We start from the raw sequence: 13,880 nt of genomic DNA, 5'->3' as shown, positions 1-13,880 counted from the left end.
GTGATAAAAACATGAACAAAATAGTAAACATAATAAAGCCTACAGGAATGACATCTCATGATGTTGTTAGTGTAGTAAGAAAAACCTTAAATATAAAGAAAGTTGGACATACAGGTACCCTTGACCCAGATGCGGCAGGGGTATTACCTATATGTATAGGAAAAGCAACTAAAGTAAGTGAACTTATACTAAATAAAGATAAGAGCTATATTTGTGAATTAACTCTTGGTATAACTACAGACACTTACGATTCTTCAGGAGAGATAATAGATAGAGTTGACAACTTTAACTACACTAAAGAAGAAATAGAAAAAGCTTTTGAAACTCAAAGAGGATATATAGATCAGTTACCTCCAATGTATTCTGCACTTAAGGTAAATGGAAAAAGAATGTGTGATTTAGTTAGAAGCGGAAGAGCAGATGAAATAAAGCTAAAGACTAGACCAGTGCATATTAAAAAACTAGAAATACTTAGCATAAATGACAATAAAATAATGTTTTATGTAATGTGTTCAAAGGGAACTTATGTCAGAAGTATATGTTATGATATAGGACAAGTTCTAGGTTGTGGAGGTCATATGTCTTTCTTACTTAGAACATCTTCAGGTAAATTTAATTTAGAAAATGCTATAACTTTAGAACAATTACAAGAATACAAGGAAAACAACACTTTAGAAGAACATTTATATGACATAGACTACGTATTATCAAACTTTAACAGTCTATCTATACACCCTAATGCAAGAAAGTATTATGTAAATGGTGGAATAATAGATGCAAGAAGATTTACACAAAAAGATTTCAATGAAAATGATGAAATTGTAAGAGTTTACTGTGAAGGTGAATTTTTAGGTAGTGGTAAATTAATTAAAAAAGGTAGCGAAATAAGTGTAAAGAGTGATAAACTATTTATAGTATAAAACTAAAAAAATACTATAATTTAGTGGGGACTCATTATGGATATTATAAAATCTATAGATAAAATACAAAACATAAATAAAAGTGTAGTTACAATTGGTAACTTTGATGGACTTCATAAAGGTCATCAAGTCTTAGTTAAAAAAGCAGTAGAATATGGATTTAAAAACAATATAAAAAGTGTAGTATTTACCTTTGACAACCATCCAGCAAATTATTTTATAAAAAACTCAATAAAAAATATTATAAGCAGTAAAGAAAAAGAACAAAGAATAAAAGATATGGGTATAGATTTAATAATAAGTATACCTTTTGATGAATATATGACTAAAATATCTCCAAGAGAGTTTGTAAAAGACATCTTAATAGATAGGTTAGGCGTTAAGAAAATAATAGTTGGATATGACTTTACATTTGCAAAAAATAAAGAAGGAAATGTAAATTTATTAAAGGAGTTATGTAGTGAGTATAACTTTGAACTAGAGATAGTAAATCCTATAAAAATAGATGATATAAGAGTTAGCAGTACTTATATAAGAAATCTTATAAAAGATGGACAAGTATCTAAAGTAAAAAAATATTTAGGACATAACTATGAAATAAAAGGAGAAGTTATACACGCTAAAAAACTTGGAAGAACTATAGGTTTTCCAACAGCTAATATTCAAGGCGATAAAAATATGATAATACCTAAAAATGGTATATATGCAACAAAAGTATATATTGATGGTAATACTTACTATGGCGCAACAAATATAGGCTTTAATCCTACTGTAAATGGGGATAAGCTATCAATAGAAACTAATATATTAGATTTTAATGAAGATATATATGGCAAGATTATAAAAGTTGAGTTTTTAGAAAGAATTAGAGATGAGCGTAAGTTTTCATCCTTAGAAGAACTAAAACAACAATTGAAAAAAGATACCAACTATGTAAGAGAAAACTATGTTTGCAATATTAGTGAATGTATGGTAAAATAGTTGGAGTAAACCATTACTCGGCATAGAATTACTCCAATTCGTGCTTAGTAATAGGCGATTTTTAAATATTATGGAGGTATTCAAATGAACAAATTAGAAATAATAAAAGAATTCGGAAGAAGTGAAGGAGATACTGGTTCTCCAGAAGTACAAATAGCTTTATTAACAGCTAGAATAAACGAATTAAACGACCACTTAAAAATCCACAAAAAAGATCACCACTCAAGAAGAGGTCTTTTAAAGATGGTTGGTAGAAGAAGAAACTTATTAGCTTACTTAAAAGACAGAGACTTAGAAGGATACAGAGCGTTAATAGCTAAGTTAGGATTAAGAAAATAATAATTTTTCTATATATAAAAAGTTATCTCGTAAGAGATAACTTTTTTGCATTTAAGAAAATTATTATACTTAAAAAACTGTGGTTAACTACTGTAGTTAAGAATTATATAAAAAGCCTCTTATTAAAGATTTAATAAGAGGCTTTTATATGTTGATAATTATGCAAAACTTATATTCTAATGATGGTTGCATCCATCATGAGAGCATGTGTGATTACTTGGGAATTCATTTAATTTGTTTTCATTGAATAAATCTATATTTTCTTTTAAAGTAGCTCCTAAAGCCTTATACACTTTTATTCCCATAGAATTTAATTTAACTATAGCACCTTGACCTATACCACCAACTATAACTGCATCTACAACATTTCCTGATAAAGCTTTTATAGGTTGGCATTTTCCATGTTCATGCCCTAAATCTCCATTATCTAAAGCAGACACTTCCTTAGTTTCTGAGTCGTAAACTAAAAACATTGGAGCTGAACCAAAGTGTCCAAATGGCTTACTTAAAAGACCTTCATTTACTTCTACTGGCATACAAATTTTCATAATTAAACATCCCTTCTTTTACAACATTTTTTTATAGATTTGCAGTTAGTACTGCAGTCTGTACTTATAAGATTAATGTTTGATAAATCTAATAAGTTTTCATTAATATTTCCTAGAGAATTAAAAAATGATATACATTCATTAAAAACATTTTCATTAATATGATAAAAAACGTAGTATCCTTCTTTATATCCTCTTATTATCTCAGCTTCCTTTAAAACCTTTATGTGCTGAGATACTGATGAATCAGTTATACCTAAGTACCTAGAGATTCCTTTTTGGCAAATATCTCTTTTTGAAACTAACAAAAGAACTTTAAGTCTTGTTTCATCACTTAGTGCCTTAAATACTTTAGCTAAATTATTCATGTTCACTCCTTTTAGTTAAGTGATTACTTAATTAGATTATAGTACTCTTAATTAAATATTTCAAGTATACTTAAAAATTTATATAAAATATATTTCTAAAATGTGATTTTTATAGAAAATTATACCTATGTTTTATTATAATTATTTAGGGTATGTATCAAATGTAAATGATAAGGAGGGATAAGTTTTGATAAACTTTAGAGACATTGGAGGATGTAAGTCGTCAGATGGAAGAACTGTAAAAAAAGGATTATTTTTCAGATCTGGAAATTTAGCTAATTTAAGTAGTGATGATATACAGACATTAAGAGATTTAAACATAAAGTTAGTATTTGATTATAGAAGCGAAGAAGAAAGTAAAGAAAATCCAACAGAAGAAATAGAAAATATAGAGTACATAAGAGTATCTGCTATGAATATGGATGATATGAGCGCGGCTAAGTTTGGATCTGTCAAAGAAATGTTATTAAATATGTTTGAAAATGAAAATGCTTTTAATATGTTAAAAGAAAGATATTATGATTTACCAGTAAATAACAAATCATATAAAAGATTAGTTGAACTTATTAGAGATGAAAATAACCTACCAATTTTAACTCACTGTACAGCAGGAAAAGATAGAACTGGAGTAGGATGTGCTATAATTTTAATGATATTAGGTGTAAGTAGAGAAGATATAATAAAAGATTATTTAAAAAGCAATCAATCAGCACAAGATGCCATAGAAGAGATAATGAAAGTACAACCTGAGTTAAAAAATGTTCCTGAGGAAAAATTAAAATATTTATTTGGTGTAAATGAAGATTATATAAACGAAGCATTTAGAAGAATAGATGAAGATTATAAAACTACAGAAGAATATTTATACAATGAATTTGGATTAACAGTAGAAGATCTAAAAGAATTAAGAGATAGATATTTATATTAATATAAAGAGTCTGTATTTGACTTAAAGTATTTTAAGTTAAACACAGACTTTTTATTTAAAAAGAATATATTAATTGATTAAAACATATATGACTAAATTTATATCAATAAGTAAATAATAAATTAATAATAGGTTATTTAAACAAAGCTATCTCAAATATAGTAAATTACTTTTATGTTGTTAATTTATACTATTTTTGATAATATAATACATAGGATGATAAACGTGTTTTTTAAAGAGGAGGCAAGCAATTAATGTTTGAACATAAAATATTTAAAATGGATTTAGCAGGGAGAGAACTTTCTGTTGAAATAGGAAAAATAGCAGAACTTGCTAGTGGTAGTGCTATACTTAGATACGGAGATACGATGGTAATGGTTAACGTATCTAAGTCTTCTGCACCAAGAGATGGAATAGATTTCTTCCCACTAAGTGTAGATTATGAAGAAAAGTTATACTCAGTAGGTAAAATACCAGGAGGATTCTTAAAAAGAGAAGGAAAGCCGTCGGAAAAAGCTATACTTACATCAAGACTTATAGATAGACCTATAAGACCTTTATTCCCTAAAGGATTTAGAAATGATGTACAAGTAGTTGCAACAGTTTTATCAGTAGACCAAGACTGTACTCCTGACATAGTAGCAATGATAGGTTCTTCAGTAGCATTATCTATATCTGATATACCATTTAATGGACCAACAGGTTCTGTTTTAATAGGACTTGTTGACGGGGCGTTTGTTGTTAACCCAACAGCAGAGGAAAGAGAAAAGAGTTCTATGCACCTTGTAGTATCAGGAACTAAAGATGCTATAATGATGGTTGAAGCAGGGGCTGAAGAAATACCAGATGAAATAATGCTTGAAGCTATATTATTTGCTCATGAAGAAATCAAAAAGATAGTTGAATTTATAGAACAAATAGTAGCTGAAGTTGGAAAAGAAAAAATGGAAGTTGTACTTCATCAAGTAGATGAAGATATAGAAAAAGCTGTTCGTGAATTTGCAAGCGAAAAAATGGCTAAAGCTATAAAAACATTTGAAAAGTTAGAAAGAATGGAAAAGATGGATGCTGTTAAAGCTGAAACTTTTGAACATTTTGCAGAAATAGCTGAAGAATTTGAACAAGACATAGAAGAAACTCTTCATGCTATAATAAAAGAAGAAGTTAGAAAATTAATAGTACATGAAAATGTAAGACCAGATAACAGAAAGCTAGATGAAATAAGACCTATATGGTGTGATAATGGATTTATACCAAGAACTCATGGTTCTGGATTATTTACAAGAGGTCAAACTCAAGTAATGTCTATAGCTACACTTGGAGCTTTAGGGGATGTTCAAATACTTGACGGACTTGATGAAGAAGAAAGTAAAAGATATATGCATCACTACAACTTCCCAGCATACAGTGTTGGTGAAGCTAGACCATCAAGAGGTCCAGGGAGAAGAGAAATAGGTCACGGAGCTTTAGCTGAAAGAGCTTTACTTCCAGTATTACCATCTAAAGAAGAATTCCCATATGCAATAAGAGTTGTATCTGAGGTACTTAGCTCAAATGGTTCAACTTCTCAAGGTAGTGTTTGTGGTTCAACATTATCACTACTTGACGCTGGTGTTCCTCTAAAAGATATGGTAGCAGGAATTGCAATGGGTCTTATAAAGCATGACAATAAAGTAGCAGTACTTTCAGATATACAAGGTATGGAAGACCACTTAGGAGATATGGACTTTAAAGTTGCAGGTACTGAAAAAGGTATAACAGCTATACAAATGGATATAAAAATAGCTGGTATAGATGAGCAAGTACTAAGAGATGCATTAACTCAAGCTAAAGCTGGTAGAATACACATACTTAATGAAATGAGAAAGACAATAAGTGAGCCAAAACCTGAATTATCTAAGTATGCACCTAAGATAGTAACAATGAATATAAACCCAGATAAGATAAGAGACGTTATAGGACCTGGTGGAAAGGTTATAACTAAGATAATAGATGAAACTGGAGTTAAAATAGATATAGAACAAACAGGAGAAGTATTCATAGCAGGAATAGATGCTGATATGATAAAACTTGCTCAAAAGCTTATAAATGATATAGTTGCTGAAGCTGAAGTTGGAAAAACTTATACTGGTAAAGTAACTAGAATAATGAACTTTGGAGCATTTGTTGAAATACTTCCAGGAAAAGAAGGATTACTTCATATATCTCATATAGCACACGAAAGAGTAGCTAAAGTTGAAGATGTACTAAACATAGGAGATGAAGTAGAAGTTAAAGTAACTGAAATAGATGAAAAAGGAAGAGTAAACTTATCTAGAAAAGTACTTTTACCAAAGCCTGAGAAAAAAGAAGAAAAATAATATATTAATACAAAAAGACTGTAGAACTAATTTTCTACAGTCTTTTAGTTTGATTAAAAGTAATATACAATACAAAAATAATCTCAAAGAAATAGAGTCATAAATATTAATACAACCTAATAAAATATATAAGAAGTTGTACATAATTAAGGCTTGATTAGGGGGAAAACTATTATGATGATAGTAATCAATAAGAAAAAATTAAAAAAAGTCATTATAGGATTAATAGCAGTTATATTAATTGTAATTTCTGGGTTATACTTTATGAAAAGAGAGACAAAACCAACCTTAAACTTAGATGTAGCAAATCAGCCATACTACCAAGGAACAAAAGTTAAAAGTGGATACGTTGCATTAACTTGCAACGTAGACCTAGGATGGGAAAGTGAATATGTAGAGGGAATACTAGAAGCACTAAAAAAAGAAGATGTAAAGATAACCTTTAATGTAACTGGTAGATGGGCAGAAAACAATAAAGAATTACTTCTAAAAATTAAGGAAGAAGGACACGAAATAGGAAACCATGGACATAAACATTTAGACTATGCAAACTTATCTTATGAAGAAAATTTAGAACAAATAAAAACATCAAAGAAAATAATAGAAGATATAATAAAGGAAGAAACTAAATTTTTCCAAGCACCATCAGGTTCATTTGGGGACAACACTGTAAAAGCAGCAAAAGAAATGGGATATACATCTATAAAGTGGGATATAGACACAATAGACTGGAAAAATAGAGAAGAACCAGATGTTATAATTGAAAGAATTAAGAAAAAAGACATAGTAGATAATAGTATAGTTTTAATGCATCCAACAAATGCAACAGTCCAATGTGTAGATGATATTATAAATATAATTAGGGACAAGGGGTTAAAACCAGGTAAGCTAAGTGATGTATTTTAGGATAGTAATAGTTGAATAAATAAAAATAGTAACTTATAATTTAATACATGTAGTTTAATAAAAACTACTAATATTTAGATTTTTTATATTAGGGTATAGATATTTACTACATATCTCATGTAAAGCACTAAGTAAAAATAAAAAACTTTATAAATATATTAAATTATAAAATGACATTATAAATGGAGGGAAGTATGTATAAAACACACGTATTAGATAATGGACTAACAATAATAGGTGAAGAGATACCTTATTTAAAGTCTATTGCACTAGGGGTATGGATAAACGCAGGTTCAAGAATAGAGGATGAGAAAATAAGTGGTATATCTCACTTTATAGAACATATGCTATTTAAAGGCACTAAAAATAGAACTTCAAAAGATATTGCAAATGAGATAGATAATTTAGGTGGACAAATAAATGCTTTTACAAGCAAAGAATGTACATGTTATTACGTTAAATTATTAGATTCTCATATAAATAAAGGAATAGACATATTAAGTGATATGATGTTAAATCCACTGTTTAATCAAACTGATATAGATAAAGAAAGATTAGTAATACTTGAAGAATTAAAGATGTATGAAGATTCTCCAGAAGATTTAGCTTATGACTTATTGAGTGAAGGAATATATAAAGGGCATTCTTTAGGATACAACATAATAGGGACAGAAAAGTCTTTATTTGATATAAACAAAAAAGAAATAGAAGAGTATTTTGGCAATTATTATGTACCTAATAATTCAGTAATATCTATATGTGGAAACTTTAATTTTGAAGAAATAGTAAAAGAAATAGAAGATAAGTTTAAATCATGGAATAAAAAAGAAGTAGATATAAACTTTACTAAGGCAGATTTTAAAAATACTTATATAACGAAAAATAAAGATACTGAACAAGTTAATCTAGCAATTGGTTTAGAAGCTATAGCATCTGAAGAAACAGAAGAAGCCTATGCATTAGCTATAATAAACACTATATTTGGAGGAAGCATTAGTTCTAGGCTATTCCAAAAGATAAGAGAAGAAGAGGGATTAGTTTATTCAATATATTCATCTCAAAGTTTATATAGACAATGTGGAGAGTTAGGAATATTTGCTAGTATGAGTAACGAAAATCTAGAAGAAGTATATAATTTAGTTATAGAGGAAATAAAAGATCTTAAAAACAATTACCTAAGTGATGAAGAGATAAGATTAACTAAAGAACAATTAAAGGGAAGTTATATGCTAGGTCTAGAAAGTACAAGTAGCAGAATGATGGCAATAGGTAAGGCAATGCTACTAAATAAAAAGGTAAGAAATAGTGATGAAATATTAAAATCTATAGATAATATAGATAGAGAAACTATAAAAAAGGTAATAGATAAAGTATTTAATTTAGATAAAATAGGAGTATGTATAGTTGGTAGAGATGTAGAAAACATAAAGCTATAATACTTTAAACAATAAAATAAACGAATGAAGAATATCTCAAAGTTGATTAAAATTAATATAAAAATTAAGGTAAATATAATCATATAAAAGTGAACTAATATTTAACTTACTTTTATATTACAAAATGCTTTGAGATATTTTACTATAAAAGAAAAAATGGGGGGATAAACATGAATTTATCTGAAATAGCAGGTAAAGAAATAGTAAATCTAGTTACAGGAGAAAGATTAGGTGTAATTGGAGAGTGTGACATGATAATAGATGAAACTACAGGAGAGATACTAGCATTATTAATACCAAGGGAAAAAGGATTCTTTGGTATTAGAAAGGATAAATCAGTACTTGAAGTACCTTGGAGAAATGTTAGAAAAATAGGAAATGATATGATAATAATTGAATATGACGGAATATACTAGGGGGGCATTATGGAAATCTTAGTTCAAAAATTTGGTGGTACATCAGTTGGATCTTACGAAAAAATGAATGAGGTATGCAAAATAATAAAAGCATATAAAGAAACTTATAAGGATTTAAAGCTAGTTGTAGTAGTATCAGCTATGGGAAGAAAGGGTTCACCATATGCAACAGATACATTAATTTCTTTATTAAGTGAAATAAACGATCAACCAAACAAAAGAGAACTAGATATGATAATGAGCTGTGGCGAAATAATATCAGGAACTGTACTTACAAACATGTTACAGGTTAGAAATATAAAGGCTACTTTCTTGACAGGATATCAAGCTGGAATAATAACAACTAATAATTTTTCAGATGCAAAAATATTAGATATAAATACAGAAAGAATATTAAAAGAGTTAAATGATAACAATGTAGTAGTAATAGCTGGATTCCAAGGTAAAACAGAAGATGGAGAAATAACAACACTAGGAAGAGGGGGTAGTGATACATCGGCTGTTGCAATAGGCAAAGCATTAAATTGTTCTAGGGTTGAGATATATACAGATGTAGATGGAATAATGACAGCAGACCCAAGAATAGAACCTGATGCTAAGGTATTAGATTGTATAGATTATGAAGAAGTATTTCAAATGGCAGAAAAAGGAGCTAAAGTTATACATCCAAGAGCAGTATCTCTTGCAAGGAGTGCAAATATAACACTTTCAATAAAAAATACATTAAATCCAGAGTTTGCAGGAACTAGAATATGTACAGAGTGCCAAAGGGAATATATGGAGTATGAAGTAAAAAATAGCCTAATGACAGCTGTAGCTCACAAGGATAAAGTAGCACAAGTTAAAATAAAAGCAAGTGAAGATGATTTTACAAATATATTAAATGATATAGAAAAAGAAAACATAAGTATAGATATGATAAACTTTTTTATAGAAGAAAAAGCATTTGTAGTAGAAGAAGAGTATATAGAACAACTTGAAAATATACTTAAAAAATCAAATATAGAATATTCCATAAGAAAAAATTGTGCAAAAGTAACTTTAATAGGTGCTAAGATAAATGGCATACCAGGAGTTATGTCAAGATTAGTAAAAGCTTTATCAAAAGAAAATATACCATTACTTCAAACATCTGATTCTAGTATGACAATATCTTGTTTAGTAGATAGTAATGATATATCAAAGTCAGTGCATGCAATTCATAATGAATTTCACTTAAATTAATTAAGTAAAGTATGTAATAAATCAAAAATTCTATTAAAATAATTAAAAGATATAATAAAAATGTAATACTTTAAAACTTAGCATTCAAAGAATTTTTTGTATATATTTGGATAAAATAACATGAAAGCAGAGTTTGAGAGGAGTATTACATACATGAGATATTATGAAGATAACATTAACTACAATAATCATATAGAATTTAGCCGTGATAGAGGTAGAGAAAAAAGTACATTACAAATAAAAAATGAAAATGAAGAAAATCCAGTAAATGAAACTAAAGATATACAAAACATAAAACAAATGGGTGTGCCTGATATGCCACCACAGCCTAAAAAAGATATACAATGTATAACTATAATAGGAGAGATAGAAGGTCACTACGTAGGAAATCCTCAAAAAAAATCAACTAAATATGAACATATAATACCAATGCTTTATTCAGTAGAAGAAAATGCAGATACTAAAGGCATACTTGTCATATTAAATACAGTAGGAGGAGATGTAGAAGCAGGTCTTGCTATAGCAGAACTTTTAAATAGCATCTCTAAAAAAGTAGTAACATTAGTACTTGGAGGAAGTCATAGTATAGGAGTTCCTCTTGCAACTGCAGGAGACTATTCATTTATAGCACCAACTGCTACCATGATAGTTCATCCTATAAGAACTAACGGACTTGTAATAGGAGTAAATGAAACTTTTGAATACTTTAAAAAAATGCAAGAAAGAATAAGTAATTTCATAACTAGAACTTCTAATATAGATAGAGATGAATTAGACAGGATAATGCACTCAAAAGACGAACTTGTAAATGACGTTGGAAGTGTATTAATAGGAAAAGAAGCTGTAGATGTTGGGCTTATAAATGAAGTTGGAGGATTAAAAGAAGCATTAAGTAAGTTAAAAGAACTTATAAAAGAAGATGAAAAGAATCAAGATAAATAAAAATTGTTATAAATATATGTTGTATGATATAATTAAATGATAAAATAAAAGTGTTAGTGTTAAGGCATTAACACTTTTTGCTATGATATACTTAAAGTAAGATAAGAGGTGAGATGAGTGGCTAAAAAGAAAAAAAGCAAGAAAAAAGAAAAGAAATTAAGCTTTAATCAGGAATATCATAATTTGGTAACTATATTTATAGGTATATTTTTATTATATAGTTTAAATTCAAGTTCAATGGGATTTATAGGATCTATGATGCAATCTTTATTTAAAGGATTATTTGGTTCTCTTTCTGTAATAATACCATTTATAGTAATTATTATAGGGATACTTGGATTCTTTGAAGGCAACGAATATATATATAGATTAAAAAATACTAAAACATACTATGTAGTAATATTATTTATGTTTATATTCTATGGATTATTAAATGCAAAAAGTTTGCCTGTAGATTCTCCTTTAAGCTCAGACATGATTAAAGGCGTTATGGATATGGGGGTAAGTGGAGAAGGAAGTGGACTTGTATCTACCACTATAACTTACTATATCGTTAAAATGTTTGGATTAACTGGTGGATGGATGATAAGTATATTTGCACTTGTAATGACTATATTATTTATCTTTAACATATCAGTTAAAGATTTAATATTAAACATAAAAGCAAAATCATCAAGTGCTAAAAATGGAAACCTAAACTTAAAAGAAAAAGTATCTAATATGAAAAAATCAGCAATAGATATGATGACAGAAGAAGTAGATGAAGAAACTATGGTTGATAAAAAAGGTCTATTTAAAGGCTTTATGTCTAAAAACTCTAAAGAAGAGGAAGAATATGTAATAGACCAAGACGAAGATGATATAGGAGATAAAACTATAAAAATAGTTGGGTTTAATAAGGCAGAAGATGAATACCTAGAAATATTAGAAGGTACTCAAAATATGCCAGAATTAGATACAATAAAGGAATTACAAAGCTTTAAAACAGGAGTTGTAGAAGATGTAAAGGAACAACCTATAAAAACATCTAAAACATTCAATTCCGATATGGAGAAAACTCAAGATATAAATGTAGCTTCAAATATGAGTTATGAAAACTATAAAATGCCAAGCTTTAACCTTTTAAACAAAATAGATAAAAAAAGTGATGACGGAGGAAGAAAAAAAGTACTTAAAAATGCATCTCTTTTAGAAAAGACTTTATCTGATTTTGGAGTTGAAGCAAAGGTTAATCAAGTTACAGTAGGACCTACTATAACTAGATATGAAATACAGCCAAGCCCAGGAGTTAAGGTTAGTAAAATAGTAAATCTAACAGATGATATAGCACTAAGCTTAGCTGCTAAAAGTATAAGAATGGAAGCTCCAATACCAGGTAAAAGTGCAATAGGTATAGAAGTGCCAAATGAAAATGCACAAATGGTAGGAATTCGTGAAGTATTAGAAAGTGAAGAATTTAGAAACTTTGAATCTCCACTTGCTATGGCACTAGGTAAAGATATAGCAGGAAAAACTGTAATAGCAGATATAGGAAAAATGCCTCATATGTTAATAGCAGGATCAACAGGTTCAGGAAAAAGTGTATGTGTAAATACACTAATAAGTAGTATACTTTATAAAGCAAAGCCTGATGAAGTAAAGTTATTACTTATAGACCCTAAAGTAGTTGAACTTGCAAACTATAATGGGATACCACACCTACTTATACCAGTAGTTACAGATCCTAAAAAAGCTGCTAATGCACTTAACTGGGCAGTAACAGAAATGAATAGAAGATACAAGTTATTTGCAGGAGCACAAGTAAAAGATATAACAAGTTACAATCAAAAGGCAGAAGAAAAACTCCCTAAGATAGTAATAATAATAGACGAACTTGCAGACTTAATGATGGTAAGTTCAAATGATGTTGAAGATTATATATGTAGATTAGCACAGATGGCAAGAGCAGCTGGAATGCACTTAATAGTAGCAACACAAAGACCATCTGTTGACGTTATAACAGGAGTTATAAAAGCTAACATACCATCTAGAATAGCATTTGCTGTTTCATCACAAACAGACTCAAGAACAATTCTTGATATGGGTGGAGCTGAAAAACTATTAGGTAAAGGTGATATGTTATTCTATCCATTAGGAGCAGCAAAACCTGTTAGACTTCAAGGTGCGTTTATATCAGAAGGTGAATCTGAAAGAGTTATAGACTTTGTAAAATCACAAGTTAGTGGTAACGAAGTAAAGTACGAAGAAGATATAATGGAGACTATATCAAAAGCTAATATAGCAAAATCAAGTGATGAAGATGAATTATTAAGTGAAGCTATAGAATTTATAGTTGAAAGTGGACAAGGTTCATCATCTATGTTACAAAGAAAGTTTAAAATAGGATTTAATAGAGCGGCAAGACTTATAGATTCTATGGAAGAAAGAGGTATAGTTGGACCAAGCGAAGGAAGTAAACCAAGAAAAGTATTAATAAGTAAACAAGACTTACAAAATTTAGAAGGTGAGTAAA

At 28.8% G+C, this 13,880-nt stretch carries 13 protein-coding genes; 11 read left to right on the top strand and 2 right to left on the bottom strand.

Annotation, left to right across the window (positions count from 1 at the left end; genetic code table 11):
- The first annotated feature begins 11 nt into the window (after positions 1-11).
- The 3 genes from truB (at position 12) to rpsO (ending at position 2,240) form a co-directional block, all read left to right on the top strand.
- Entirely contained in the window at positions 12-920 is a 909-nt protein-coding gene (gene truB / locus FRIFI_RS10050; RefSeq protein WP_166505772.1) for a tRNA pseudouridine(55) synthase TruB, read from the top strand.
- A gap of 36 nt (positions 921-956) precedes the next feature.
- Positions 957-1,901, top strand: coding sequence for a bifunctional riboflavin kinase/FAD synthetase (locus tag FRIFI_RS10045; protein ID WP_166505771.1), 945 nt, complete (start codon positions 957-959; stop codon positions 1,899-1,901).
- Positions 1,902-1,985: 84 nt separating this feature from the next.
- Positions 1,986-2,240 carry a 30S ribosomal protein S15 gene (gene rpsO / locus FRIFI_RS10040; RefSeq protein WP_092924772.1) on the top strand — a complete coding sequence of 85 codons (255 nt, stop codon included), beginning with the start codon at positions 1,986-1,988 and terminating at the stop codon, positions 2,238-2,240.
- Positions 2,241-2,416: 176 nt separating this feature from the next.
- On the opposite strand, the gene FRIFI_RS10035 is transcribed toward rpsO, so the two are convergent.
- Together FRIFI_RS10035 and FRIFI_RS10030 are read right to left on the bottom strand one after the other, a co-directional pair.
- Positions 2,417-2,788 (bottom strand): NifB/NifX family molybdenum-iron cluster-binding protein, encoded by a 372-nt coding sequence (locus tag FRIFI_RS10035; RefSeq protein WP_166505770.1) that lies wholly within the window; start codon positions 2,786-2,788, stop codon positions 2,417-2,419.
- Between the two features lie 2 nt (positions 2,789-2,790).
- Positions 2,791-3,156 (bottom strand): ArsR/SmtB family transcription factor, encoded by a 366-nt coding sequence (locus tag FRIFI_RS10030; protein WP_166505769.1) that lies wholly within the window; start codon positions 3,154-3,156, stop codon positions 2,791-2,793.
- A 187-nt stretch (positions 3,157-3,343) separates the two neighbouring features.
- Between FRIFI_RS10030 and FRIFI_RS10025 the strand changes: the two genes are divergently transcribed.
- The 8 genes from FRIFI_RS10025 to FRIFI_RS09990 all read left to right on the top strand — a co-directional run bounded on the left by FRIFI_RS10025 (position 3,344) and on the right by FRIFI_RS09990 (position 13,879).
- Complete coding sequence (locus FRIFI_RS10025) at positions 3,344-4,084, top strand: tyrosine-protein phosphatase (RefSeq protein WP_166505768.1); 741 nt, start codon at positions 3,344-3,346, stop codon at positions 4,082-4,084.
- Between the two features lie 254 nt (positions 4,085-4,338).
- Positions 4,339-6,444: a polyribonucleotide nucleotidyltransferase gene (pnp, locus tag FRIFI_RS10020; protein WP_166505767.1), complete on the top strand. Its 2,106-nt coding sequence runs from the start codon at positions 4,339-4,341 to the stop codon at positions 6,442-6,444.
- Between the two features lie 174 nt (positions 6,445-6,618).
- A complete protein-coding gene (locus tag FRIFI_RS10015) occupies positions 6,619-7,350 on the top strand; it encodes a polysaccharide deacetylase family protein (RefSeq protein WP_242977250.1) in 732 nt (243 codons plus the stop codon).
- A gap of 194 nt (positions 7,351-7,544) precedes the next feature.
- The gene (locus tag FRIFI_RS10010; RefSeq protein ID WP_092924782.1) at positions 7,545-8,786 is read left to right on the top strand and encodes a M16 family metallopeptidase; all 1,242 of its coding nucleotides are present in this window, start codon (positions 7,545-7,547) and stop codon (positions 8,784-8,786) included.
- 170 nt (positions 8,787-8,956) lie between these two features.
- Entirely contained in the window at positions 8,957-9,202 is a 246-nt protein-coding gene (locus FRIFI_RS10005) for a YlmC/YmxH family sporulation protein (RefSeq protein ID WP_092924784.1), read from the top strand.
- Positions 9,203-9,211: 9 nt separating this feature from the next.
- Positions 9,212-10,426, top strand: a complete 1,215-nt coding sequence (gene dapG / locus FRIFI_RS10000; RefSeq protein ID WP_092924786.1) for an aspartate kinase — start codon at positions 9,212-9,214, stop codon at positions 10,424-10,426.
- Between the two features lie 153 nt (positions 10,427-10,579).
- Positions 10,580-11,368, top strand: coding sequence for a ClpP family protease (locus FRIFI_RS09995; protein WP_176579613.1), 789 nt, complete (start codon positions 10,580-10,582; stop codon positions 11,366-11,368).
- Positions 11,369-11,485: 117 nt separating this feature from the next.
- Positions 11,486-13,879: a DNA translocase FtsK gene (locus FRIFI_RS09990; RefSeq protein ID WP_166505766.1), complete on the top strand. Its 2,394-nt coding sequence runs from the start codon at positions 11,486-11,488 to the stop codon at positions 13,877-13,879.
- Position 13,880 lies beyond the last annotated feature (1 nt).

Source organism: Romboutsia hominis (assembly GCF_900002575.1).
Lineage (GTDB): Bacteria > Bacillota > Clostridia > Peptostreptococcales > Peptostreptococcaceae > Romboutsia_C > Romboutsia_C hominis.
Note: the sequence above shows the minus strand (reverse complement) of the source record. Positions and strands in the feature narration are given on the sequence as shown.